Source organism: bacterium, from assembly GCA_035549195.1.
Lineage (GTDB): Bacteria > Oederibacteriota > Muellerivitia > Muellerivitales > Muellerivitaceae > DASZRK01.
This window is the reverse complement of sequence record DASZRK010000017.1, coordinates 89922-115253: the sequence shown is the minus strand read 5'-3', so window position 1 is coordinate 115253 and position 25332 is coordinate 89922. Positions and strand designations below refer to the sequence as shown.

Genomic DNA, 25332 nt, shown 5'->3' with positions numbered 1-25332 from the left:
CCGTCATGAAAGACCATTGGAAAATATCAGCGGCCGTGGCCCTGCTCGCGTTAGCCACGATCGGCGCGGGCGGCGCCCGGGCCCAGGACGCGTCCGTTACGGCCGCCGGGGGGTTGACCCTGGAGGCCGCCGAGCAGGAGGCCCTGGGGGAGTCGCCCGACTACCGGAAGGCGCTGGCCCAGGAACGGGAGGCCGGATGGGGGCAATTGGACGCCCTCTCCTCGGGGTTCCTCCCCAAGCTTTCCATCGAAGGGCAGCATTTCTTCAACCAGGAGCTCTTCAACGGGAGCCTGGACAATTACACGGCCCTGAGCGTGCAGTTCCCGGGGTCGCCGAGCGCCATCACCTTCCCCGGCATCTACCCGGAGACCAGCCTGACCCTGTCGGCCAGGCTTCCGATCTTCGACGGGTTCAAGAATCTCCACCAAATGGATGCGGCCGACCGCCGTCACGAGGCCGCGGCCCTGATGTCCGATCAAGCCTTGCTCCGCCTGAAGGAGGGCGTGCGGCTGGCCTATTTCAAGGCGCTGGCCTCCCAACTCCTTTCCGACATGGCCGACCAGAACGTGAAGACCTTCGACGAGCACCTGCGCATCGTGAAGGACCAGCTGGACAACGGCCAGGCCACCAAGTACGACCGCCTGCGGGTGGAGGTCCAGCTCTCCGAGGCCCAGTCAGGGCAGATCGAGGCTCACGACAACCTGGTGCTGGCCCGCATGGCCCTGGCCCGCGCCATGGGCCTGGCCAAGGACGAACGTCCCCTGACCGGGACCCTGCCGGTGGTGAATGGTGACCAGGTCCTCAAGGCGTTGCCGGACCACTATGAGGAGGGGACGGAACTCAAGGCGGCCCGGCTGGAATCGGTCCGGGCGGAGGATCTGGGCGCGTCGGCCGATTCCTTCTGGTTCCCCCAACTGTCCCTCTTCGGCCAATACCAGTGGTACAACACGCCCGGCTACATCCTCGGGAACCTGGATTTCAACGATTACACCTCCTTCCAGACCGACTACTTCGTCGGGGCTTCCCTCAAGTGGGACATCCTGGACGGGGGCCTTTCCCTCGCCAAGGCCAACGAGGCGCACGAGCGGGCCGAACAGGCGAAGAGCGACTACCGCGCGGCGCAACTGCAGGCGCCCTACGACTTCGACCTTTGGAAAAGGCGCCTGATCTCGAACGTTTCCCTCTACCAGGCGAAATTGACGGATGTGGACAAGGCCAAGGAGAGCGTGCGGTTGGCCACGGTGGGGTTCAAGGCGGGGACCAAGACCACCACCGACCTGTTGGACGCCGAGCTGGAGGAATACCGCGCCTCCGCCGGATTGGTGCAGGCCCAATTGAACGCCTGGGAAGCCTTGATCAACCTAGAGCTGGTGACCGGAAAGAGGTGGAGCCATGACTAAGATGACATCCCAAGCCCCGGGAACGGGCAATGGAAAGAAGACGATGATCCTGCGGGCCCTCGGGGCCGTCGCCCTGGTGATCGCGGCTTATTTCATCTGGAAGAACTACAAGTACGAAGGGACCGATGACGCCTATGTGCAGGCCCATACGGTCCTGTTGGCGCCCCGGGTCGGCGGCAAGGTCACCCAGGTGATGGTGCGGGAGAACGAGAAGGTGAAGGCGGGCCAGCCCCTGGCGGCCCTGGACAACCAGGACTACTCCACGGCCTACAACCAGGCCCTGGCGGACCAGGCCTCCATCCAGGCCGAACTGGTCCAGGCCCAACAGGACTACCAGCGCATGCAGAAGCTCTACGAGGAGGAGGCGATCTCCAAGCAGCAATTGGACGCCTCCCTGGCGCGCTACCGGAACCTGTCCTCACGCCTGAAGGCGGACCAGTCCAAGATCGACCAGGCCAAGCTCAATTTGAGCTACACCCAGATCGTGGCCCCGGAGGACGGGACCATCGCCAAGAAGTCGGTGGAGCCCGGCCAGGTGGTCCCGGCGGGGCAGGCCCTCTTCGGGTTCGTCGCTTCCGGGGAACGCTGGGTGGTGGCCAACTACAAGGAGACCCAGATCGCCCGCATCAAGCCAGGCCAGAAGGCCACGGTGGAAGTGGACGCCATCGCGGGGAAGACCTTCGAGGGCGAGGTGGAAAGCCTGGGGTCGGCCACCGGCTCCACCTTCACGCTGCTCCCCCCGGACAATTCGACCGGGAACTTCACCAAGGTGGTGCAACGCCTGCCGGTGCGCATCAAGTTCGTCCACTTGACCGAACAGGACGTCGACCGGTTGGCCGCCGGGCTTTCGGCGGTCGTGTCCATCCGGGTGCATTGAGCCCAAGGAGGGGAGAATGGAGATCGTCCTGATCGATGAGTTCAACGTGCCCCCAGCCGCCCGGGAGGCCTTCCTGGAGAGGGCCCGGGGGGTGCAGACCTTCCTGAGGACCCTTCCCGGCTTCGTGGAAGGCCACCTTTACGAAAGGACCCAGGGAGAGGCCAGCGATTTCGTCACCACCGCCGTGTGGCGGGATGAGGCGGCCTATCGCAATGCGCGGGACCAGGCCGCCCAGGAGTTCGAACGCCAAGGGTTGGACCCCGCCGAGTTCCGGGAAAAGAACCACATCACCGCCCGCAGGGGCCTTTTTCAACGGTCGTCTTACTGACCCTCGATCCATCACGGAGCTGACCCATGTCCGCCGCCGCTGCCGCCGCCCAACCCGCCGAAGCCTCCCCCGGGATCTCCCGGGCGGCGTTCTTCATCGTTCTGACCGCGGGGCTCGCGTCCCTTTTGGAGATCGTGGACACCTCCATCGTGAACGTGGCCATCCCCACCATGATGGGCAACCTGGGCGCCACCCTGGAGGAGATCGGCTGGGTGGTGACGGGTTACATCATCTCCAACGCCATCGTGCTTCCCATCTCGGGCTGGCTGGGGACCCGCTTCGGCCGCCGCCACTACTACATCACCTGCATCCTGCTCTTCATCGCCGCCTCGGTGGCCTGCGGCCTGGCCCCCAATCTCTGGAGCCTGGTGGTCTTCCGCGTGGTCCAGGGGGCGGCGGGCGGCGCCCTGCTGCCCACTTCCCAGGCCCTCATCCAGGAGGCCTTCCCCGGCCGCCGCTCGGGGATCGGCAGCGCCCTTTACGGCATGGTGGTCATCATCGGTCCCACCATCGGCCCTCCCTTGGGCGGCTACCTGACCGACCATTTTGGCTGGCGGATGATCTTCAACATCAACCTTCCCCTGGGCCTGCTGGCCGCCTTCATGGCCTACCTCTACATCCCCGACCACGCCTCCGACGGCGAACACGCCGCGGCCCACGAGAAGATGCGTAGCGCCCCCGTGGACGTGATCGGCCTGACCCTGCTGGTGGTGGCCGTGGGCTGCCTGCAGTTCGTCCTGGAACGGGGCGAGGCCGACGACTGGTTCGCCAACCCCCTCATCCTGGTCTTTTCGATCGTGGCGGGGATCTGCCTGCCGGCCTTCGTCTGGTGGGAACTGACCCACGAGCACCCCATCATGGACCTGCGGCTTTACAAGAACCCGGCCCTCATCAACGGCACCATCATGATGGCCTGCGTGGGGGGCATGCTTTACGGGCTCATCTTCTTCGTGCCCATTTTCGCCACCAACATCATGGGCATGGACGCCACCCAGACGGGGAACCTCTTCACGCCGGGCGCCTTCGTGGCGGGGCTCATGATGCCCATCATCGGCAGCCAGCTCCAGAAACGGGACCCGCGGCTCTTCATGATCTATGGGCTGGTCTGCGTGGACTTCGCCCTCCTGCTCCTCACCGGGTTCACCCCCCAGACCACCTATTGGCAGATGTTCTGGCCGCTGCTCATCCGCGGATTGGGGATGGCCGCCATCTTCATTCCCGTGAACGCCGTGGTGTTGGGTGGCTTCCAGGGTCCGGCCTTGGGCCAGGCCGCGGGGATCCTGAACCTGTCGCGCCAGTTGGGGGGGAGCTTGGGGATCGCCATCCTCTCCACCATGTTCACCAAAGCCTCCACCAACGCCTATGAGCACCTGCGCCAATACATCAGCCCGCTCAACCCCGGCTTCCAGCAATGGTCCCAACAAGCCCAGGGGATGGCCTATCGATTCAGCAACGAATTGGGCCTGATGCACCCGGACAACCTGCTCATCAAGGAAGCCTATTTCCGGGTGAAGAAGCAGGCTTTCGTCATGGCCTTCGACCAGATGGCCTGGGTGATGGTGATCGGCTTCCTGGTGGCGGGCATCCCCATCTTCTTCATGAAACGGCCCTCTTTCATGGGAAAGCCCACCGACGGTCATTAAGACCGGCCCGGAGTCGGTACAGTCCTCCAAAAGCCCTATCGAGCAATTTGGTCCTCTTCGCGTCTTCCAGGTGAAAAGGATCCGTTAAGGGTCTTAGGTGAATTCCACGGAGCGCATGGAGAGGGTCCCGTATTCGAAGCCCTGGTGGGGATAGCGGACGGTCCCGAGGCCGGCGGTCTTCGCCGCCGAAAGGGCCGCCAGGAGCGGCGTGAAGTGGTCGTCGGTGGGTTGGGCGCGGTGCGGCTCGGGCGCCTCCTTCTGCCAGAGGGCCAGGCCTTCCAGGTCGAGCGCGTCCAGGCGCCCGGCGGCCCATTCGTCGAAATCCTTGGCCCAATCCCAAGGGTCCCCGTAACGGTTCCCGAAATCCACCGCCCTCAGGTTGTGGGTGATGTTCCCGCTGCCCAGGATGAAATGACCTTCCGCGCTTAAGGGGGCCAAGGCGGCTCCCAACACCAGATGTTCCTTCATGGGGACGCGGGTCGAGAGCGATACCTGCAGAACGGGGACGTCGGCCTTGGGGAACAGATGGAGCAGGGGCACCCAGGCCCCGTGATCCAGGCCCCGGGTCGGGCTCTCGATGGCCCTGAGGCCGGCCTGGTGAAGAAGATCCTTGACCCTTTGGCCCAGGTCCGGTGCCGGGGGCGCGGCGTAAGCCACGTGGTAGAGTTCGTCCGGGAAACCGTAAAAATCATAGATGAGACCCGAGGGGCGGGTGGGCCCGAAGTGCGTGGCACGGTCCAGCCAATGGGCCGAAAGCATCAGGACCCCCTTGGGGGGCCCGTGCCGCTCCAGGAGCGACTTGCCCCAGGTGCGCCAGGCCTCCACGGCGGGGCCTTCTTTTTCCAACCCGAGGGTGGGAGCGCCATGCCCGACGAATCCGATGGGATAAGGAGAGCTCATGGGGACAGCTTAAGGTTTTTTTGAGCGGAACAGGTATGGGTTCCTGCGAGCGGGACACCTATTCGGGTTACCGGCGTGAAACGCCCTCAAGGAGCATCGTCCTTGGCGGCTTTGGCTTTCATCCAATCCTTCGCCTTCTTTTTGGCTTGCTGGACCTGGTCCCCGGTCATGTGCTTCTCCAGCCAGGCCAGATCGTCGCGCAGTTCCTCCTTGCGCCCCCCTTCCAGTTCCTCGTGGTCCAGGGCGATGAGGAACCATTGATAAGAAGCCACCAGGTCCTTGGTGCATCCCTCGCCGAGGGAGAACATTTGGGCCAGGTTGACCTCCGCGTCCAGGTCATCCTGCTCCGCCGCTTTCTGGAACCAGCCGAAGGCGATCGAAAGATCCTTCGGCACGCCGCCGCCCCGGGCGAAAAGGAGCCCCAGGTTCGACTGGGCGGAAGCCAATCCCTGGTCGGCGGCCTTTTTGAACCAGCGATAGGCCTCCCTGCCATCCTCCTTCACGCCGATCCCGCGGAAATAAAGGAAGCCCAGGTTGTTCTCGGAGGCGGCGTCCCCTTTTTGGGCGCCTTTCTTGAACCAGGAGAACGCCTTGTCCAGGTTCTTCCGGCAGCCTTGGCCCTTCTCATAAAGAAGGCCCAGGTCCCCCATGGCGGCCGGGTCCCCCCGTTGGGCGTCCAGGAGGGTGCGGTCGAAAAGACGCTGGTCCTCCGGCGAAAAGACGGGAGTTTCCTCGGCCAGGAGGGCGGCGTGGGAGGGGCAAGACAAGGCGATCAGGAACGAAAAGAAAAGGACGGCCCATGGGAAGGGGCCGGGAGACCGAAGGGGCTCAGTGCTTGCTGGCGCCCCAGACCTTGTCCAGATATTCGTCCCGGCCCGAATGGCTGTGGTAGAGCTCGTAGTGCAGGGGATTCTTCTTGTAGTAGTCCTGATGGTAATCCTCCGCGGGGAAGAAGTTCACGTAAGGCTTGATGGGCACCACGATGGGCTTGTCATAGCGGCCCGACCTGTCCAAGTCCCGGCGCGACCTCTCGGCGACCTGCTTTTGCATGGCGTCATGATAGAAGATGGCGGCGCGATAATGGGGCCCCCGGTCCACGAATTGCCCATTGGGGTCCGTGGGGTTGATCTGCCGCCAAAAGACGTCCACCAGTTGGGAATAGGTGATCTTCTTAGGGTCATAGGTGACCTGGATCCCTTCGGTGTAGCCTTTGTCCCCGTAATCCTCGTAGGTCGGGTTTGGCCCCTGGCCGTCGGTGTAACCAGCCACGACCTTGAGCACCCCGTCCAGCTTCTCGAAAGGCGGGGTCATGCACCAGAAGCATCCCCCGGCGAAGGTGGCGACGCGGGTCTTGGGAGCGGCTTGGGCCCGGGCGGAAAGCCCGAGGGCCAGGACGACGCAAAGGGGAAGCAGGGTCTTGGGGTTCATGGGGGGCTCCTTTCAATGGGTCCTTCCGCCATTACGCCGGCCCCGGGCTCCCGGTTACGTCTTGGGTCAGAAACTGTAGAAGTTCACGGCCAGACCGGCCTCGATCGCGGTGAAATCCAGTGTGGCGTACCCGTTGTTGTTGGCCCCGCCGATCTGGGTCTGGTCCTCCACGAAGACGCGGTTGTTGAGGGTCGGTTCGACCGCCAGCCCCACGTTGGCGCTATAGCCGTAGGGGGAATCCAAGGTCCCCGTGAATTGGGTGATCTTGGCGTATTGGCCGCCCACGTAGACGGTCAAGCCGATCCGGGGGGCCACTTGGAACTCCCGGCCGATGCGGGCCTGGAAACCGGGACCGTTCCCGTGCAGGTCCCCGGACCATTGATCGTAGGCGTTGGGGTCGCTTTCATAGATGACGTCGCTGTAGCTGCGCTCCACATGGACGGTCCCGAAGTACCAGCCCACCCCCCCGGAGAGGAAGAAGCGGCCCGAGGAGTCGGGCAGGAAGAGGTAATAATCCAGGGTCAAGGGGATGACGATGGGGGTCAGGGTCGTTTGGTCGTAGTCCGAGTCGTAGATGACGGTCGTGCCGTCCGAGTAGGTGACCGGTCCCCCGGTGGTGGTCACGGCGGAAGGGCCGTTCTGGTAATTCACGTTCAGGCGGTAGTCGGAAAGCTGCATGTACTTGAGGCCGATGGCGATGCCGCTGTTGGGGCTCAGGAGGAAACCCAACTGACCGCCGGATTCGATGGCGTCGTTGGGGCTGGTGGCGGAGCCGGTCCAACCGCTGTCATTGATGTCCTGGTTCCAGGCATTGGCGCTCCCACCCAGGTCCCCGTTCTTGGCGTTGGCGTAGCCGAGCGAGAACTGGACCCAAGCCCGGGCATGGTCGATGGCGGCCAGGCCGTCATTGTAGACCACGGGGGTCGGACGGGGCTGAGGGCGGGGTTTTTCGACCACCACGGTCCTTTCGGTCACATAGGGGGTGGCTTGGCTGTCGGCGGGGGCGCGGTTCACGGTCACGGGCTGGGCGGTCTCCCACTGGTCGTCCTCCGCTCCGGCGGGTAGGGGCGCGGTCACGGCGGCGGTGGAAGTCCCGTCGGATCTTAACTGGTCCACCAGGTTCCTAAGGGTCGGATCGTCCGGATGGATCTCCAGGGATCTTTCATAAGCCTCCAGGGCCTTGGCCCGGTCACCGGATTTCAGGTAGGCGTTGCCCAACGCCTCATAGGCCTTCCAATCCTTCGGGTCGGCCTGGGTGGCCCGTTGGTAATATTCAGCGGCCTTGGCGTAAAGATCCTGCTGCATCAAGGCGTCCCCCATCTGTCGAAGTTCGGCCGAAGTGGCGGCGAAAAGGGAGGGTGCGCCCGAGAGAAGAAGGGCGATCAATAAGGATAGATTTCTCATGGTCTTTTCCTCGAACCAGGGTGTCATCACATCTTCGGAGTTTAGACGCCGCCCAAGGGTCGAACGCTCCGGGGTAAAAAGGGCGCCGTTGGCGGATTTTCAGGGCTTGGCTCTCCTATAATCGCACCATGTCCCAGCCCTTGGAAGTCATCCAACTGATGAAAAGCTATGTCCCCCGCCGGGGCGGGGGCCCCGTGGAGGCGGTCCGCGGCATTTCCTTTTCCGTGGCCCCGGGGGAATGTTTCGGCTTGTTGGGCCCCAACGGCGCGGGCAAGTCCACCACCATCCAGTGCATTTCGGGCTTCTATCCCCCCACCTCGGGCCAGGTCCTCATCGATGGCCGGGACGTCCACCGGCACCCCAAGGAGGCCCGGCGGCAATTGGGCGTCTGCAACCAGGAAGAGACCCTGGACAGTGATTTTTCGGCTTTGGACCAGTTGGCCCTCCACGCGGGTTATTTCCATATCCCCCCGGCGGAAAGGAAGCGCCGGGCGAAGGAACTGATGGAAAAGTTCGGCCTGGCGGAGAAGTCCAAGGAGAACGTGGAGGCCCTGTCCGGCGGCATGAAGCGCCGCCTGCAGGTGGCCCGGGCCCTGATCTCCGACCCGAAGGTGCTCATCCTGGACGAACCCACCACGGGGCTGGATCCGGACGTGCGGCGGATGCTCTGGGAGGTGCTGGTGGAAGCCCGGGGCAAGGGGACCGCCATCCTTCTCTGCACCCATTACATGGACGAGGCGGAACGGCTCTGTGACCGGGTGGCCATCCTCGCCCAGGGGAAGATCCTCGATGTGGATTCCCCGGAAAAGCTCATCGCCCGGCATATCGGCCGGGAGGAAGTGGAGGAGGAGGTCCGTCCTGGGGTGACCTGGAAAAGGCGGCCCAACCTGGAGGACGTCTACCTGAAACTCACCGGCAGCCGCCTTGGGGTGGAGGGGCTATGATCGGGGACAGCTTCTGGGGCATCTGGTGCGTGTGGAAGCGCTACTACGCGGCTTTCCTCAAGGGCATCCTTTACTATCTATTGACCACTTTCCTGGAGCCCATCTTCTATCTGCTCTCCTTCGGCCTAGGGCTGGGGGCCCTGGTAGGTTCCATCACCACCGAAGGCCTCCACTTGAGCTACCGGAGCTTCATCTTCTCGGGAATCATCGCCCAGACGGTCCTGTTCCAGGGATACTTCGAGGGCTCCTATGGGGCCTTCGTGCGGATGTATTACCAGAAGATCTTCCAGGCCATCGCCATCACGCCCATCACCCTCTCCGAGGTCCTCTGGGGGGAACTGCTCTGGGACTCCACCAAGGCCACTGTCGCCGCCGAGGTGGTGGCCTTGATCGGGGTCCTCACGGGGGATTTCCATCCCGCTTGTCTTTTGACCATCCTGCCCGTGAGCTTCGCTTCGTCCTTCCTCTTCTCCGCCATGGGCCTGGCTTCGGCGGGTTATTCCCAGTCCATCGACCAGCTTTCCTACCCGCAGTACCTGCTCATCTTCCCCATGTTCCTTTTTTGCGGGGTCTTCTACCCGATCGAGACCCTGCCGTCCTACCTCCAGAAGGTCGCCTGGTTCTTCCCGCTCACTTCGGTCAATTCCATCCTGCGCTCCCTCACCCTGGGGCTCCCGTTGGCGCCCATCGCTTTCCCGTTGCTCGCGCTGTGGTTGGTCGTGATGGTCTGGGTGGCGCGGCGGGCCATGACCCGCCGCTTGGTGAAATAGGCCATCTTTTGGGCGATTCGACTTCAAAAAACCGACAGGGCCCCAGAAGTCTTACGGGAACCAAGGCCATTTTTTAACGATTAAATGCGAGGCGTCCTGTCAGAAGAAAGCGAGGCCCGCTCTTTCGGGAAAAAGTCCCCGCCCAGGATTAACTTTAAACTCTCGGGTTGCCCGGTTCGATGCTTGGAAGGCCGTCCGGGCATCCTTTATGCACCTTGGGAAGTCCTCAAAAGGCGCTGCCCCGCTCTTCCAACCGATCCTTCCGGTTTCTGCCAAAACCTCCCAATTCTCGTTCCCTTTCGGAGGTTCCCGTGCGGTTCTTGATCCATATCCCCGATCTTGATGGCTTCTTATATGAACGGCATTGCCGCGATGACCTGTCCCAGGCCCTGGAGCGTTTCCAGGCCCTCCGGGCCACGGGCCTGCTATTGGATGGGGGACTTTTTGCGGACGACCGGGGAGGGTTCCTGGTTATGGAAGGGGAGAACCAGGCGCAGGTCGAAGAGGTCCTCTCCTCGTTCTTCGACCTGGACCGGGTGGCTTTGCAGGTCCACCCGGTGGTCTCGCTAGGACAGATCGGTTCGCTCTTTCAGGAGATCCAACGCGAAGATCCCACGAAAGGCAAGGCTTTCGGGATCCCCCACGACGAGGTGCGGGTCTAGACGGGAAACTTCAGGCGGACCGGAGCCATTCCAGGGCTTCGGGCTCGGTGAGAAAAACGCGGACCGAGAGGCCCCGGTTCTGGGCCACCTTTTCCCCGAAGCGTTTCGGGTCCAGGAGGGGCTCCTGCCCGAGGAGTGCGAAGTGGCTGGGCGGGATGGAATCCTTGGCCCGGGCCGCCAGATAACGGGTGGCGAAGAGGGTGGCGAACTGGAACCGCTCCCAAATGTCGGGCGCTCCCATGACCTCCCGGACGTCGATCAGGACCCGTTCGGCCTTGACCGCGGCTACTTCGTTGATAAGTTCATCAAGGACGGCCCCGAGACCTCCCACTTCGAAATCCCCTTCGATCCCGAAATAAAGGTGGTCGTTCCTTTTTTCAGCTTTGGTTCGATAAGGCATAGGCGTCCTTCGGTCCCGCGATAAGAGCGATGAACACAGGGTCTTTTTCCCCCGCGTCCAGGCAATCTTTCGGCCACCAACAGGTAAAGTCAAGGAAAGGAGCAAGGGCGTTCGAGGTGCTCGGAAAAATCCAGGAATGGGAAGGATTTTTAGGGGATCAAAGCGCGGCCAGCCGTTGCTTGGCCGCGTCGTGGCGCGGGTTCAACTCCAATGCTTTTTCAAAACAGGCACGGGCCTGTTCCTTGGCCCCGCCTTTTTCATAGGTCACACCCAGGTTGAAGAAGAGTTCGAAATATTTCCCCCGGGAACGCCGCAGGGCCTCCACAAAGAAGGAACGGGCCGCGTTCAGGTCGCTCTGCCCGTAGGCGAAGGCGCCACAACGGAAGAGGCCCATCGGGTAATCCTGGTGACGGACGAAGCCCTCCAGCCAATCGCCCAAGGGATGGGACGGGGTTTTGGCCAAGTCCAGGGCCCAGGCGTCGGGCGGCGGATCCTTCAATCCCTCCGAGGCCAGGAGGTCCTGGAATGTGGTCGGGGCAACATCCATCAGGACATCGGCCCGGGCCCAAAGGGCCGTGTCCTCGTCGAAATACTGGAGGCGCCAACCGGGAAGTCCCTTCAATTGGGAGACCCATTCCATGTCCATCATGGGATTCAATAGGACGGCCTGGATGTCCCAATGGTCCAACAGCGTCTTTAAGCCCCCGTTGTAGAAACTGTCGCGGTATTGGGTGAAGAGGTCCTCGCCCATCACCTCCAGGCGTCCGTCCAAAAGGGGCCGTACCGGCCCCTGCCAATCCAGCCAACCCCCATAGGAAAGGTCGTTCAGGAGTTTCCCGTTGAAATGGTGATCCGTCAGGTAGCGGGATGCTTGGATGGGATAGCGGGAGGATTCCAGTCCCAGCCCGGGATGGGTGATGCGGCGGTCCGAGACGTAATAGGCGCCGGTCGCCACCCGGGCGCAGGTCAACAGAAGGGCCAAGGCGGTTCCGGCGGCCGCCGGACGGCTCCTCGACAGCCGGTCCGCCCAGGCGGCAAGACCCTTCCAGGCGCCCAACCCTTCCTCCAAGGCCCGTGCCGCGATGGGAAGGACCGCCCAGAAAAAGAGGGGGACGTTGCGGATGGCCGCCACCGAGAGCCCGAAGAAGGCCAGGGTCAGCGCCAACTCGTGGAATTTCCGGCGACGCCAGGTCAGGCCGATGAGAGCGACCAACAGGATCGCCAGCACCCGGTAGGTGAAAATGGGCAGGTCCGGCCGGAAAGGATCCATGGCGGCTTCCCGGACGGTCCAAGGTGATTGGAACTCGGAGATGTAATGCTTGAAGATGTTGGAGGACTGGAAACGGGTGAAGAGGAGCCAGGGGAACAGGACGCCCTTGAGGAAATAGGGGTTCAGGAAGTCCGCGGCGACCGAGAGGGCGCCCCATTTCAGAAGGGAACGGTCCACCCGCTTGTAATGGAACCAGTTGGTCAGCAGGTAGGCCCCCATGGCCGCCCAACCCAGGATGAAGAGCCCCTCGAGATTGACCCAGAGGAGCTGGAGCAGGGGGAGGAGAAAAAGAAGGTTCCGCCCCTTCTCCAGGCGCAGGTCCAGCACCTGGAGGGTCACGAGCAGCAGGACCCAGGAGAGGACCTCGGGGCGTTCCAAAAAGCGGAGCTCGACCGCCACCAACGCGGGGGTCAGCAGCGCAAGGGCGGCCCAAGGACGGGTACGGTCCAGGACCCGGTAGGCCGTCAGGCCGAAGGCGGTGAGGACCGCGCCCAAGTGCATCAGGGAGATCAGGGGGTAACTTCCCGCCTTATAGAGAAGGAAGCAGAGGACCTGGTAAAGCCAATGGAGATCCAGGTAGGGATGGCCTTCCGCCCCGAAGGTGAAGCGGTCGGTCCGGGGGAAGGCATGGTTCTCGAGGATCCATTGGCCCGCCCGAAGGTGGTAGCCCAGGTCGAAGTCGAAATTCCGGTGGAAAGCGTAAAGGAAGGCCAGCAGGAAAAGGGAGCCGAGGGGAAAGGCCCAAAGACCGAAGGATCTTTTGAACAAAGGGGAACCATCCTTCAAAAGGGGGTGGCTCGCGGAAGAGGGGGTTTAACCTTGGAGGATCTGCTTGAAGTCCTGGAAAACGGCAGGATAGACCGTCGGCGTGTCGTTGGTCACGACATAGGGTTCCTGGGTGGCCATATCCTTGAATTGGTAATCCACCGCGCCCTCGACGTTGGCGTATTCGGTCACCTGATCCGCGGGTTTCGGGAACTCGGGGAACTCATAGGAGTTGGCTTCTTCCGGTTGGGCGAAGGAATTCATGGGGTCATTCTAAGCCCGGTCCGGAGGGCTTGGGAACCATTCTTTTGAACCCCTCCTTGACCCGGGTCATGGTCCCGGAGGCGTCCTCCGGTCATCTTGGGGTCCTAGGGGTTTTAGGACCGGCGGGGTTAAAATAGGCCCACCGGACGTTCCATCACCACCTTATAAAGGAAGCCATCATGAGCGTCACCGAGACCGCGAAACACCTGTCCGAAAAAGAGAAGGAATCCCTGGATGTGGCCGAGGGGGCCCGGGAGACCGAATGGACCAAACCCTCTTTCGTGGCCGAGCTCTTCATGGGACATTTCCGCACCGACCTCATCGATCCCTATCCCCTGCAGGACCCGAAGGACAAGGCCATTGGCGACGAGTTCCTGGGACGATTGGAGGCCTTCCTCAAGGCCAACCTGGACCCGGACGAAGTGGACCGCACGGGGGACCTGCCCAAGAAGGTGGTCGACGGGCTGGCAAAGCTCGGTTGTTGGGGGATGAAGATCCCCAAGGAGTACGGCGGCCTGGGGCTCTCCCAGATCAACTACAACCGGGCGGTGGCCCTGGTGGCCTCCTATTGCGGCTCCACGGCGGTGTGGCTCTCGGCCCACCAATCCATCGGCGTGCCCCAGCCCTTGAAGCTCTTCGGTAGCGCCGAACAGAAGAAGAAATACTTCCCCAAGTTCGCCAAGGGCGCCATCTCTGCCTTCGCTTTGACCGAGCCCGGGGTCGGGTCCGATCCCGCCCAAATGACCACGACCGCCGTCCCTTCCGCCGACGGGAAGACCTGGACGATCAACGGCTCCAAGCTTTGGTGCACCAACGGCCTGGTGGCCGACGTCATGGTGGTCATGGCCCGCACCCCGCCCAAGACGGTGAACGGCAAGGAAAAGAAGCAGATCACCGCCTTCATCGTGGAGAAGGGGGCCAAGGGCATCGAATACGCCCACCGCTGCGACTTCATGGGCATCCGCGCCATCCAGAACGGCGTCATCAATTTCAAGAACGTGACCGTTCCGAAAGAGAACATCCTTTGGGGCGAGGGCCAGGGATTGAAACTGGCCCTCATCACCCTCAACACCGGTCGCCTGACCCTTCCCGCCGCCTCGGCGGGCATGAGCAAACAGGCGCTCCAGATCGCCCGCAACTGGGGCAAGGAGCGGGTCCAGTGGGGCCAGCCCATCGGCAAGCACGAGGCGGGCGCCGTCAAGATCGGCAACATGGCCGCCTCCTCCTTCGCCCAGGAAGCCATGACCTATTACACCTCGGCCCTGGTGGACAAGGGCGGAGCGGACATCCGGCTGGAAGCGGCCATGGCCAAGCTCTTCTGCAGCGTGGCCTCCTGGCGGATCATCGACGACCTGATGCAGCTTCGGGGCGGGAGGGGTTACGAGACCGCCCGGTCGCTCCGGGGCCGGGGCGAAAAGGGCTACGCGGTGGAACGCATGATGCGCGATGCCCGCATCAACCGCATCATCGAGGGGACCGACGAGATCCAGCATCTCTTCATCGCCCGGGAGGCCCTGGACAAGCATATGCGCCTGGCTATGGCTATCCTGAACCCGAAGGCGCCCGTGGCCGAGAAACTGTCGGCCCTGGTGAAGAGCGCCCTTTTCTATCCTTTCTGGTATCTGAGGCTTTGGATCCCGACGGGCTGCTGGCCTTTCTATATGGGTTATGGGGCTCTGGGGACCCATATGCGTTTCGTGGACCGGGCCTCCCGCAAGCTGGCCCGCACCCTCTTCCATCAGATGGTCAAGTTCGGGCCGAAACTGGAACGCCGCCAGATGATCCTGGCCCGCCTGGTGGAGATCGGGACCGAGCTTTTCGCCATGGCGGCTTCCTGCGCGAAAGCGACGGCCCTGCTCAAGGAAAATCCGGCGGATCGGGGTCCTCTGGAAATGGCCGACCTTTTCTGCCGGGAGGCCCAGGTCCGCATTTACCAGTATTTCGTCGGGGTCTGCTGGAACAACGACCTGAAGGAAAAGGCCGCGGCCGACAAGGCCATGGATGGCGGCTATGAGTGGCTGGAGAAGGGGATCGTGGTGGACGATGGGATGGGATTCCAGGGAAAGAAGGCCAGAGCCCGGAATTAGTCCCCGGCCGAAAGGCCGATGTTTAACACCCTGTTTAAATGGCGTTCACAGGGGCCCCGAACAGGTCCCTTATCTTGCCGGGCTTATGAGAGCCATGATCGAGGGCCTTTTGCGTATCCGACCCGGAACGACCGACGATATCGACGAGATCTCCCGCGTTTATGAGGAGGCCTGGAAGGCCACCTACCAGGGCGTGGCCCCCGAACCCTTCGTCAAGGGAATGACCGCTGGCGCGGCCGCCCAGATCTTCCGGGACAGCCTCCAACCGGGCCCGGTGGGTGAGTTCAAGTATTTCTTCTATGTGGCCCAATCACCCTCAGGGCGTCTGGTGGGCTTTTGCGACGGCGGCAAGGAACGCAGCCACCCGGAGAACGGGGTGGGGGAACTCTACGCCATCTATATCCTCCCGGAGTTCCAGAAGAAGGGCATCGGCAAGATGCTCTTTGAGGCGGCGGTGGAAAGCCTCCTATTGGCGGGCATGAGGTCCATGGTGGTCTGGGTGCTGTCGGAAAGCCACTACCGGAAATTCTATGAGGAAATGGGCGGGAAGCTGGAACCGGGGGTCAAGACCCTGCAGGTCGGCGCGCACCGCATCGACCTGGTCGCCTATCGCTGGCCCGACCTGAGCCATCATTAAGCCGAAATAAGGCGCCCTTTACCTGGATTTTCCTCCGCGCCTCCCGCCACAATAAGTCCGCCACCCCAGTTTTCGGATAGGAACCCCATGGCCTTCACCCACCGCCCCATTGGTCTCCAGGACCTGGAGACCTGTCTTTCCTATTTGCGTGAAGGATTCGCCTTCGACGGGCCCCGACGCCGGAAGCTCCTTTCCTTATGGGAAGAATTGTCGCGTTCGGGGAACTGGATCACGGTGGCCGTTGAGGACAGACGCCGCCGGCCCGGGGAACGGCTGATCGGCTTCGGCATGTCGGTCTTCGTGACCGACGCTTTCGCCCAGCGGGCCTTGAAAGGGCAGCCTTTCTTGTCCCGGGCTTTCCTGGACCAGTGGGAAAAGGGGGACCGGCCCTATCTTTCCAAGGACGAAGTGGCCCAGGCCAACGCGGGACCCGGCTTGAACCTGATGGTCCTTCATTATGGATGGAACTCGAACGTCCCTCCCGAGGACGTCCAGCGGGCCCAATTGCTCCAGACCGAACGGTTCATCCACCAGCACGCGGGCTACAAGGCCAAGGAATACCTGCAGGAGGTCTTCGGGCCGGAACTCCTGGCGTTCGTGCTGGGCGCTGGCTCGACCTTGCGGCACGACTACCAGGGCGCCCGCTGGAAGCGTTCCCTGGCGGGGGTCCCGAAGAAGGACCGTCCAGCGCTCGTCGGTTTCCGCCCGGAGGAAATGAAGGACCAACCGGGCACGGCGGCCGCCATGTTCCAGGCCAAGGCCGTCCCGCCCCGCTTCTTCCTGGCGCCCAGCGAACAGGAGATGCTGGTAGGGGCCCTAGAGGGAAAGACCGACGAGGAATTGGCGAGGAGCCTGGACCTTTCGCCCTGGACCGTGAAGAAGCGTTGGCAATCGGTCTATCTGAAGGTCAAAAAGGCCGATCCGGACCTGCTGGGGTCCAAGGGCCCCACCGACCGGACCGAGGAGGGTCGCAACCGGCAAAGGCGGCGCTACCTGGTGGACTACCTTCGTCACCATCCCGAAGAGCTCCGCCCCCGGGCCACCAAGAAAAAACCGTAGGTCCTCCTTTAACCTTCCCGTCCATTTCCGCCGAATTACACCAAAAGGGGTCTATCGACCCCGGAGATTCACACACAAAATCCACCTCAAAACCGAACGGGGGTGGAGAACATGGTGGGTCTCAAAAAAGCGGGTTGGACCGGACTACTGCTGGCCTCGCTAGCATCCATCGCGGGGATCTCCATCCAAGGTTGCGGTGGGAATACGGCGGGCCCCGTCACCAACAATACCTATTACCTCAACCCCACGGCCACGCCCGTCGGTACCGAGGGGCAGGATTGGTATTTCACCACCTTGAACGCCGCCTTCTCCGCCCGTTCCGAACAAGCTTCGGTCGTTTACAACAACAAGATGTGGGTGATCGCGGGCCAGACCGGGACCCTCACGAACAGCGTCTATTATTCGTCCGACGGCATCAATTGGGTCCTGGCCAACGCCTCCCCGGCCTTCACCGCGCGGCATAAATTCGCGGTCCTCAACTACAACAACAAGCTTTGGTTGCTCGGGGGCGAGGATACCTCGACGTTCCAGAACGATGTTTATACCTCCACCGACGGGGCCAACTGGACACCTGTGACCGTCACGACCCCTTTTACGGCCCGGGATGGTTTTGGCGCCTTGGTTTATAACGGAAAAATGTGGGTGATCGGGGGCACGACGGGGTCCTTCAAGAGCGATGCATGGTACTCCACCGATGGCGCCACTTGGACCCAGGCTACGACCGTCGCGGGCTTCGGGCAGAGGGCCGATCTTTCGGCCCTGGTCTACAACAACAAGATGTGGGTGATCGGCGGGATCCTCTCCGGGACGGGCGTTGTGAACGACGTCTGGTCCTCCCTGGACGGGGTGACCTGGACCCAAGTTACGGCCTCGGCGGCCTTCGCGGCCCGTTCGGACATGGGAGCGGTGGTCCACAACGGGAAAATGTGGATCGCGGGAGGTTATGGGACGAGCAGTTCCCTGAACGACGTTTATTCCTCCACCGATGGGGTGACTTGGACCCCCGCCACCTCCTCGGCCTCCTTCAGCCCCCGCTATGGACAGACCATGTTGGAATTCAACGACCGGATGTGGTTGATCGGGGGTTATGACGGCCTGTTCAAGAACGATGTTTGGCAGTCGCCGGGTAGCTGAGGATCTGGGCGGGGACTTGAAAGGAAGGAAAAGACCATGAAGAAGCTCTTTATCCTCGGGTGCGTGCTTTTATCGGCGGGGGTGATCCTATTATCCGGCCCCGGTTGCGGGTCCTCGCCCTCTTCGCCGTCCGGTCCCACCCCCACCCCGACCGTTTCCATCCTCTGGGGTTATCCCACCCTCGACCATTTCACCAACATCAGCAACGTCCAATCCGTATTGGCTTTCGTATATGTCAATGTCGGCGGGCAACCGGTCACCGACGCCGCGGTGAGCCTGGCGGGCACCTTTACGGGGGCCCCTGTCGCCTTGACCTACCAACATCCGGTCACTTTCGGTTCCCTGGTCCTGGGGGATTACGAGAACACGGGCCTTAATTATGAGGCCAACCAAACCTACATCCTGACGACGACGGCCCAGGGAAAGACCGCCGCCGCGACCCTGATCGCCCCGGGCGGCAATATTACCCTGTCGGCCGATACGGACGGCTCGGTGACGCAGGTCAGTTGGGACCATGAGGGATCTTACGATCTGGTGGAAGTCTATGAGCGGAGCCCCGGGGCAGTGGATACCTTTTTAATGGGGCCGGACGTGAACTCCCCCTTGGCCGTCCCCAACTCGGGTGTTAGCAACGCTTATGGCGGCGGAAGCGGCGCTTCCTACGACGTCACCGGACAGGTGGAAAACCGGACCGCGACGGTTTCCAATGCCTCCATTACGGTGGGGGGTTATTTTTACGCCCGGGACGAGAGAACCGTTCGGCTCACCTTGCCCTGAGGGGATAGGTACCGGCCCGGGGTCGCCGCCTGGGCTGTCTTTTATCCCCGGTCGTTCTTCCTTATGATGAGGCTCCGATCCCAAGGAGCCCTGATGCCATTCGCGACCCCTGACGCAACCGCCCGCTATACCCATAAGTTCTCCGACCTTCAAAAAGCAGGTTTCTACCGGCCCTTCAATGGCCTGTCCATTTCGTCCCTGGGTCTGGGAACCTACCTGGGCAATCCCAACGAGGCCGACGACAAGCTTTACGTCGAGGCCATCAAGACAGCCCTGATCTCCGGCATCAACCTCCTGGATTCGGCCATCAATTACCGCTGCATGCGCAGCGAACGGAACATCGGCCAAGCCCTTCGGGAACTCGTGGCCGAAGGGAAGCTGGCCCGGGAAGAGGTGGTGGTCTGCACCAAGGGGGGCTTCATTCCCTTCGACGGCCAAACGCCCTCCGATCCGGCCGGTTATTTCCAAAAGACCTACATCGGACCGGGCATTTGCGGGGAAGAGGACGTAGTGGCCGATTGCCACTGCATGACGCCCCGCTACCTGCGGGACCAAGTGGAACGGTCGCTCAAGAACCTCGGGGTCGACACCCTGGACCTTTTCTATATCCATAATCCGGAGACCCAGTTCGAGGAGGTCGAACTGAAGGGGTTCTATTTCCGCCTGGAGGCGGCTTTTCGGGAGTTGGAGGCCCTGGTGAAAGAAGGGATGATCGCGGCCTACGGGACCGCCACCTGGAACGGTTACCGGGTGGCGCCCGGGAGCCCGGGGTTCCTGTCCTTGAACGAGGTACTGAAAGCGGCCGAGAAGGCGGGCGGTTCCACCCACCATTTCAAGGCGGTCCAGCTCCCTTACAACCTGGGCATGGCCGAGGCCTATGGCTTGGAGAACCAAGTGCTGGGCTCCCAGACGGTCCCTTTCCTGGAGGCCGCCAAGGCGAACGGGATCGCGGTCTTCACCAGCGCCTCCATCCTCCAATCCCGCCTGTCCCGGAACCTCCCGCCTTCCGTGGCCGAGGCCTTCCCGGGGCTCTCAACCGACGCCCAAAGGGCCATCCAGTTCGTCCGTTCCACGCCGGGGGTCACCTGTGCCCTGGTGGGCATGAAGCGAAAGGCCCACGTGCAGGAAAACCTGAAAGTCGGGTTTCAGCCGCCCGCCACGGACAAGGTCGCCTCTTTTTTCAGTTAAAATGGGCTCCTTTAGGCTTCTGAGGGCCCTTTTTTCCCGGGAATAAAAGGTCGCTCTCTCGTCTAGAAGATGAAGGAAAAGAGAGGCGAAGAGGTGTTTTATGAAGTGTTGGATCTATTGGATGTCCATCCTCTCGGTGGGGGTCTGGGCGGGGGCCTGCAGCCCCACGTTCAATCCCACCGATCCCATTCCCGTGACGGTCTCGCCCACCCCGACCGGCACCCTGGTGCCTTCCGGATTCACCCTGACGAAATTCCAATCCGCCTCCAATCTCTCGTCCGGACAGACCATCTTCTACGTTCTGTCCTATTCCGAGCCCTCAACGGCCGTGGCACCCAACTTGGCTCTATGGGATACGGTCCCGACCGGGGTCCAGTTCCTTCAAGTTTATCCAGGGCCAGGTAATCCTCCCCAATTCACGCAGAACGGAAATGTCCTGATCTGGGGATACCCAGGCCCGGTGACCGGCCTTTCCGGGGCCATCACCTGGTCGGGGGCGGTCTCCTGTTCTTCCGGGGCCATCACGAATACCGCGTCCCTCCAGACCCAAAATTCATTCGTCACCTATTCCAACCAAGTGGTGGCCTTTGTGAGCTGCAACACGGATACGCCGACCCCGACCCCTAGCCAGGGGACCACCCTCACCCCGACGATCACCTCGACCATTCCGATTAGCATGACGGCCACCTGGACCCCCAGCCCGACGGGAACCGTCCCGGCGACCTGGACCGATACCTATACCCCAACAGCGTCCGTTTCCGTGACCAGCACCTTGACGCCACCCGTGACCGTCACGACCACGACTACTGGGACCCCGAGTCCGACGGGGACTTCCGGAGTGACCTACACCTTCACTCTCACTCCGACCCAGCCCGTGACCTGGACGGCGACCTATACCCCATCGGTGTCCGTTTCTGTGACTGGCACCGCGACGGTGCCCGTGACCGTCACGACGACCCATACCTGGACCCCCACCCCGAGCATGACGTTTTCCCCCACGGTTTCCGCGACCATCACGCCGACGCCCTTCGTCACCTGCACCGCCCCGGTCACTTGGGGCGATTGGAACGGGACCGCGAGCCCGGTCACGATCCTTTATGGAACCTCCTGTCAGAAATACACGCTCACCCAGGCTACCCAAGTGAATAACATCGATTTCGTGACCGCTAGTGTGGGTGGGTCGGCTTATATGGCGGTCGGGATCTATGCCGATGGAGGGGGTTATCCAGGTGCTTTGATATGGAACTCATCCTTCCAAACCTTCACGCCATCGGGTTCGGCCTATGGTTTCACCGTCCCATCGATCGATCTGGCCGCAGGGACCTATTGGTTGGCCGTGGTGGGCGATGGGACGACCACGCTGGAAAAAGCCGTTGGCTCGACCTCGACCCGGTACTGGCGCAATGGGGTCGTTTTTCCGGATCCCTTCATGAGCCCCGGAGGCCCCTTGCCCACACCCATCAATACCCCACCACCCAACTCGACCACCGATATCGCCGATCTCTGGTCGTTGGGTTGCCAATAACGGCCTAAAAGACAAAAGGCCGCGTTCCCTTACAGGAAGCGGCCTTTTTTATTGCCCGAAAAGTCTCAGCCTTTGAGCGACGCCATGTCGATGACGAAGCGATAACGAACGTCGTTCCTCAGCATCCGTTCGAAGGCCTCGTTGATCTTCTGCATGGGAATGACCTCCACGTCCGCCCCGATGCCCTTCTTCCCGCAAAGGTCCAGCATCTCCTGGGTCTCCTTCACGCTTCCAACCTGGGAACCCGCGATGGAGCGGCGCTTGGCCGTGAGGGCGAAGGGCGTGACGGCCGGGGCCTTGGCCGGAAGACCCACCAATGCCAATGTGCCGTCCCGCTTGAGGAGCTCGGCGTATTTCGTCAGGTCGTGGTCCGCCGAGACCGTGTCCACGATGAGGTCGAAATGGCCCGCCAGGTTGGCGAAGGATCTGGGGTCGGACATGTCGGCGAAATGCTTGGCGCCCATCCTTGCCGCGTCCTCCTTTTTCTTGGAGCCGGAGCTCAGCACCGTCACCTCGGCCCCCAGGGCCGCCGCGAGCTTCACCCCCATGTGGCCCAAACCGCCAAGCCCCAAGACGCCCACCTTCTTGCCCGGGCCGGCGCCCCAATGCTTCAGGGGAGAATAGGTGGTGATACCCGCGCAGAGCAGGGGCGCCGCTTGGGGAAGGGGAATGCCGACCGGGATGCGCAGCACATAGTTCTCATCCACCGTCACCTGGGTGGAATAGCCGCCGTAGGTCGGCTTGCCGGTCTCCTTTTCCACGCCACCGTAGGTCCAGATGATGGTGCCCTCGCAGTATTGCTCCAAACCTTCCTTGCAGGAGGCGCAGGTGCGGCAGGTGTCCACGAAGACCCCCACGCCCACCGCGTCCCCGACCTTGTGGCGGGTCACTTGGGCGCCCACCGCCTCCACTTTTCCCACGATCTCGTGGCCCGGCACCATGGGATAGGCGCCAAAGCCCCATTCGTCCCGCACCTGGTGCAGGTCCGAGTGGCAGACGCCGCTGAAGAGGATGTCGATGAGCACATCGTGGGGCCCGGGTTCCCGGCGTTGGAGATCGAAGGGCTTCAAGGGCTCCTTGGCTTTGTGGGCGGCGTAGGATTTTGCGCTCGGCATGGGTCCTCCTGGAATGGAATGAGCGCCTAGGCTAGGGAAGGGCTTGGTGGAACGCAAGGGGAAGGGGAACGCAAGGAAGCGCTTTTTTTATCCTTCGGTCCTACGCGGTCCTCTTCTTGGATGGGGTCACGAAGAACAAAAGCGCGATCCCGGTGAGGAAGCCCCCCACGTGGGCCCAGAAGGCCACACCGCCCATCTGGGGCGTGGAAGAAACGGCCATCAGGTATTGCTCGAGGATCCAGAAACCCACCACCAGGAAAGCCCGGGCAGGGAGCGAGAACAGGGGAAAGATGAGGAAGAAGAACTGGAGCCGCATCCTCTGCCAGGGGAAGTAGATCATATAGAGGGCGCAGATGCCCGAGATGGCGCCGGAGGCCCCCACCAGCGGGATCGGCGAGCGTGGATCCACGGCGAATTGGAGGTAGCAGGCCCCCAGGCCGCTGAGCAGGTAGGCCAAGAGGTAGTTCGCCCGCCCGATCTTGGCCTCGACCATGTCCCCGAACACGTAAAGGAAGTACATATTGCCCAGGAGGTGGGCGAAGCCCGCGTGCAGGAACATGGAAGTGAGGACGTCCCGCAGGTGGGGATGGAGCGGCACGAAGCCATGGAGATCCACCAGTCGGTCGAAGTCCGGGCGGAAGAAGGTCCGGAAGAAGACATAAAAGTTCAGGGCGATGAGCCCCAGGTTCACGAAGGGGAACTTCTTCGGGGGATTGCCCTCTTGGACGGGAAGGACGAAGAACAAGGCCTAGCCCTTCGACTTCTTCTGCGGCATCAGGAAATGAAGGACGGTCCCCAATGCCAAGGCGCCCAGGTGGGATTTCCAGGCCGTGCCCGCGGTGGGGTTGGTGGTCACCAGGGTGATCCCCATTTTATTCATGGTGTGGAACAGGGCCGCCATCCGGCCCCAGGGTAAAAAGGCCAGGCCCAATTGGATCACGGCCCAGAACCCCATGACATAGGCCGTGCGGGAGGGGATCTCCAACAGGGGCGCCCCGAAGAAAGAGAAGACCCACTTCATCTTGCCCCAGGGATACATGAAGAGGTACATGACCCCCAGTCCGGTCACGACCCGGGAAGCGCCGATGAGGGGAAGCACGCTGTCCTGGTTGAAGTACCAATGCACCCCTTCGCTGAAGTAGGCGATGAGGAGGTAGGCGAAAAGGTAGTTCCGGCGGCCGATGCGTTCCTCCACGCCCTTGCCGAACATGAAGAGGAAGGTCATGTTGGTCACGAGTTGGACCCAACTGCTGTGCAGGAAGGGTCCGGTGAGGAAGCCCCACCCCAGGTGACGGACGGGGATGAAACCATAATCACCGAGGACCTGTAGGGTATCGGGCTGGCTGAGGGCCCGGTAGGCGACCACCACGTTCAAGAGGATCATCAGGGTGTTGGCCCAGGGGATCTTCTTGGAAGCGGGAGTATCCTCGACGAAGGTGACGAACAAGGGAGTCCTTAGCCACGAATTGGCGCGAATGAACGCAAATGATAATCAGGCAAAGGTGGAATTAAAAGCTGTTCGGTGAAGGCGGAAAACTTTTCCGTTCCCCATCCACCTCAATTTGCGGCCAAAGCCTCTTCTGCTTTTGGCGTGGCCGAAATGGATAAGACCGTGTTGGGCTCGCGGGAAGGCACCTCCCAGACCCCCGGTATGGCGGTGGCGCATTTGGGGCAGGTCCCTTGGGGCCCCATCAAGTTCCGGATGACCTGGAAGCCACGGCGCTCGATGAGGAGGGCCCCGCAGGAAGGGCAGTCCGTATTCTCCGTGGTCCCTACCTCGCCGGGTCGGTTGCCCGAATAGACATAATGAAGGCCGGCGGCTTTGCCGATCTCCCAGCTCAGGTTCAATCGGGCGGGTTCGGTCCAGTCCTTGCCTTCCATCCGGTAGTCGGGATGGAAAGCGGTGACGTGCCAGGGGATGTCCCGGGAGACGGAGGCCAGGAACCGTGCGATATCGGTCAGTTCCTTTTCGCTGTCGTTGAGGCCCGGCACCACCAGGGTCACCACTTCCAGCCAGAACCCCATGGCCTTCAGGCGCTCGATGGTCTCCAGCACCGGCTTCAGGGTGCCCCCGATATACCGGCGGTAGGTCGGGTCACGGAAGCTTTTGAGGTCCACCTTATAAAGGTCCAGCCAGGGGCGCAGGTATTCCAACACCTCCTTCGTGGCGTTGCCGTTGGAGACGTAGGAAGTGACCAAGCCCCGGGTGCGGGCCAGTTGGAAGACCTCGGCGGCCCATTCGCTCGTGATGAGGGGTTCGTTATAGGTGGAAGTGATGACCGGACAACCGTGGTCGAGGGCGGCCTCCACCAGGTCCCGGGCGGTCATATCCCGGGGGACCGCGCCGTTTGCCTCGGAGGCCGGGTCCCGGAGGGCCTGGCTGGTGATCCAGTTCTGGCAGTAATCGCAGTGATAATCACAGCCCAGCATGCCGAAGGAAAGGGCGCGGGAACCGGGCAGGGCATGGAAGAAGGGCTTCTTCTCGATGGGGTCCACCTGCAGGGCGCCCACATAATTCCGGGGGACCTTTAAGCGCCCGCCTTCGTTGAAGCGGACCTTGCAGATGCCCTTCTTGCCCTCCGGAATACGGCAACGGTGGGCGCAGGCATGGCATTGGACCTTGCCATCGGGCAGGGTTTGGACCAACGAACCTTCGACCGTGCGGCGGTGAAGCTGTTCTTCGAGCGATAAGATGGGCGGCATGAACGACCTTTCGCGTCCATTCTAGGAACCGAAAGCCCCAAAAAACAGGCCG

The 25332-nt window shown here is 62.2% G+C and carries 25 protein-coding genes; 14 read left to right on the top strand and 11 right to left on the bottom strand.

What is annotated here, in order from left to right; all coding sequences use genetic code 11:
• The first annotated feature begins 5 nt into the window (after positions 1-5).
• The 4 genes from VHE12_03795 to VHE12_03780 are packed head-to-tail and all read left to right on the top strand — an operon-like array spanning position 6 to position 4248.
• Positions 6-1400, top strand: a complete 1395-nt coding sequence (locus VHE12_03795) for a TolC family protein (GenBank protein HVZ79906.1) — start codon at positions 6-8, stop codon at positions 1398-1400.
• Positions 1393-2277 (top strand): HlyD family secretion protein, encoded by an 885-nt coding sequence (locus VHE12_03790; GenBank protein ID HVZ79905.1) that lies wholly within the window; start codon positions 1393-1395, stop codon positions 2275-2277. Before VHE12_03795 ends, VHE12_03790 begins: the two co-directional genes overlap by 8 nt.
• Before the next feature lie 16 nt (positions 2278-2293).
• Positions 2294-2605, top strand: a complete 312-nt coding sequence (locus VHE12_03785; protein HVZ79904.1) for an antibiotic biosynthesis monooxygenase family protein — start codon at positions 2294-2296, stop codon at positions 2603-2605.
• A gap of 26 nt (positions 2606-2631) precedes the next feature.
• Complete coding sequence (locus VHE12_03780) at positions 2632-4248, top strand: DHA2 family efflux MFS transporter permease subunit (protein ID HVZ79903.1); 1617 nt, start codon at positions 2632-2634, stop codon at positions 4246-4248.
• A 93-nt stretch (positions 4249-4341) separates the two neighbouring features.
• On the opposite strand, the gene VHE12_03775 is transcribed toward VHE12_03780, so the two are convergent.
• The 4 genes from VHE12_03775 to VHE12_03760 form a co-directional block, all read right to left on the bottom strand.
• Positions 4342-5148 carry a class III extradiol ring-cleavage dioxygenase gene (locus VHE12_03775; protein HVZ79902.1) on the bottom strand — a complete coding sequence of 269 codons (807 nt, stop codon included), beginning with the start codon at positions 5146-5148 and terminating at the stop codon, positions 4342-4344.
• 86 nt (positions 5149-5234) lie between these two features.
• Complete coding sequence (locus VHE12_03770; protein ID HVZ79901.1) at positions 5235-5915, bottom strand: tetratricopeptide repeat protein; 681 nt, start codon at positions 5913-5915, stop codon at positions 5235-5237.
• A gap of 61 nt (positions 5916-5976) precedes the next feature.
• The gene (msrA, locus tag VHE12_03765) at positions 5977-6576 is read right to left on the bottom strand and encodes a peptide-methionine (S)-S-oxide reductase MsrA (GenBank protein ID HVZ79900.1); all 600 of its coding nucleotides are present in this window, start codon (positions 6574-6576) and stop codon (positions 5977-5979) included.
• Between the two features lie 66 nt (positions 6577-6642).
• A complete protein-coding gene (locus tag VHE12_03760; GenBank protein HVZ79899.1) occupies positions 6643-7980 on the bottom strand; it encodes a tetratricopeptide repeat protein in 1338 nt (445 codons plus the stop codon).
• Positions 7981-8108: 128 nt separating this feature from the next.
• Here VHE12_03760 and VHE12_03755 point away from each other — a divergent pair, with 128 nt between their 5' ends.
• The 3 genes from VHE12_03755 (at position 8109) to VHE12_03745 (ending at position 10356) form a co-directional block, all read left to right on the top strand.
• The gene (locus tag VHE12_03755; GenBank protein ID HVZ79898.1) at positions 8109-8924 is read left to right on the top strand and encodes an ABC transporter ATP-binding protein; all 816 of its coding nucleotides are present in this window, start codon (positions 8109-8111) and stop codon (positions 8922-8924) included.
• On the top strand, positions 8921-9694 hold the full coding sequence (locus tag VHE12_03750) for an ABC transporter permease (protein ID HVZ79897.1): 774 nt from the start codon (positions 8921-8923) through the stop codon (positions 9692-9694). Before VHE12_03755 ends, VHE12_03750 begins: the two co-directional genes overlap by 4 nt.
• A gap of 311 nt (positions 9695-10005) precedes the next feature.
• Complete coding sequence (locus VHE12_03745; GenBank protein ID HVZ79896.1) at positions 10006-10356, top strand: DUF3303 family protein; 351 nt, start codon at positions 10006-10008, stop codon at positions 10354-10356.
• A 10-nt stretch (positions 10357-10366) separates the two neighbouring features.
• Here the strand turns inward: VHE12_03745 and VHE12_03740 are convergent, their stop codons facing one another.
• The 3 genes from VHE12_03740 to VHE12_03730 all read right to left on the bottom strand — a co-directional run bounded on the left by VHE12_03740 (position 10367) and on the right by VHE12_03730 (position 13055).
• Positions 10367-10756 carry a hypothetical protein gene (locus tag VHE12_03740; GenBank protein ID HVZ79895.1) on the bottom strand — a complete coding sequence of 130 codons (390 nt, stop codon included), beginning with the start codon at positions 10754-10756 and terminating at the stop codon, positions 10367-10369.
• Between the two features lie 157 nt (positions 10757-10913).
• A complete protein-coding gene (locus tag VHE12_03735; GenBank protein HVZ79894.1) occupies positions 10914-12794 on the bottom strand; it encodes a tetratricopeptide repeat protein in 1881 nt (626 codons plus the stop codon).
• A 45-nt stretch (positions 12795-12839) separates the two neighbouring features.
• A complete protein-coding gene (locus tag VHE12_03730; GenBank protein HVZ79893.1) occupies positions 12840-13055 on the bottom strand; it encodes a hypothetical protein in 216 nt (71 codons plus the stop codon).
• 179 nt (positions 13056-13234) lie between these two features.
• Here VHE12_03730 and VHE12_03725 point away from each other — a divergent pair, with 179 nt between their 5' ends.
• The 7 genes from VHE12_03725 (at position 13235) to VHE12_03695 (ending at position 21462) form a co-directional block, all read left to right on the top strand.
• The gene (locus VHE12_03725; protein HVZ79892.1) at positions 13235-15142 is read left to right on the top strand and encodes an acyl-CoA dehydrogenase family protein; all 1908 of its coding nucleotides are present in this window, start codon (positions 13235-13237) and stop codon (positions 15140-15142) included.
• Positions 15143-15227: 85 nt separating this feature from the next.
• Entirely contained in the window at positions 15228-15779 is a 552-nt protein-coding gene (locus VHE12_03720; protein ID HVZ79891.1) for a GNAT family N-acetyltransferase, read from the top strand.
• 87 nt (positions 15780-15866) lie between these two features.
• Entirely contained in the window at positions 15867-16838 is a 972-nt protein-coding gene (locus tag VHE12_03715) for a hypothetical protein (GenBank protein HVZ79890.1), read from the top strand.
• A 114-nt stretch (positions 16839-16952) separates the two neighbouring features.
• Positions 16953-17972 (top strand): hypothetical protein, encoded by a 1020-nt coding sequence (locus VHE12_03710; protein ID HVZ79889.1) that lies wholly within the window; start codon positions 16953-16955, stop codon positions 17970-17972.
• Positions 17973-18008: 36 nt separating this feature from the next.
• On the top strand, positions 18009-18749 hold the full coding sequence (locus VHE12_03705; protein ID HVZ79888.1) for a hypothetical protein: 741 nt from the start codon (positions 18009-18011) through the stop codon (positions 18747-18749).
• A 93-nt stretch (positions 18750-18842) separates the two neighbouring features.
• Positions 18843-19937: an aldo/keto reductase gene (locus VHE12_03700; GenBank protein ID HVZ79887.1), complete on the top strand. Its 1095-nt coding sequence runs from the start codon at positions 18843-18845 to the stop codon at positions 19935-19937.
• Between the two features lie 100 nt (positions 19938-20037).
• Positions 20038-21462, top strand: coding sequence for a hypothetical protein (locus VHE12_03695; protein ID HVZ79886.1), 1425 nt, complete (start codon positions 20038-20040; stop codon positions 21460-21462).
• A gap of 65 nt (positions 21463-21527) precedes the next feature.
• Here VHE12_03695 and VHE12_03690 read toward each other — a convergent pair whose 3' ends face one another.
• The 4 genes from VHE12_03690 to amrS all read right to left on the bottom strand — a co-directional run bounded on the left by VHE12_03690 (position 21528) and on the right by amrS (position 25280).
• On the bottom strand, positions 21528-22577 hold the full coding sequence (locus VHE12_03690) for an NAD(P)-dependent alcohol dehydrogenase (GenBank protein ID HVZ79885.1): 1050 nt from the start codon (positions 22575-22577) through the stop codon (positions 21528-21530).
• A 100-nt stretch (positions 22578-22677) separates the two neighbouring features.
• A complete protein-coding gene (locus tag VHE12_03685) occupies positions 22678-23322 on the bottom strand; it encodes a rhomboid family intramembrane serine protease (protein ID HVZ79884.1) in 645 nt (214 codons plus the stop codon).
• Between the two features lie 3 nt (positions 23323-23325).
• On the bottom strand, positions 23326-24024 hold the full coding sequence (locus tag VHE12_03680) for a rhomboid family intramembrane serine protease (GenBank protein HVZ79883.1): 699 nt from the start codon (positions 24022-24024) through the stop codon (positions 23326-23328).
• A 110-nt stretch (positions 24025-24134) separates the two neighbouring features.
• The gene (gene amrS, locus VHE12_03675; protein HVZ79882.1) at positions 24135-25280 is read right to left on the bottom strand and encodes an AmmeMemoRadiSam system radical SAM enzyme; all 1146 of its coding nucleotides are present in this window, start codon (positions 25278-25280) and stop codon (positions 24135-24137) included.
• Between the last annotated feature and the right edge of the window lie 52 nt (positions 25281-25332).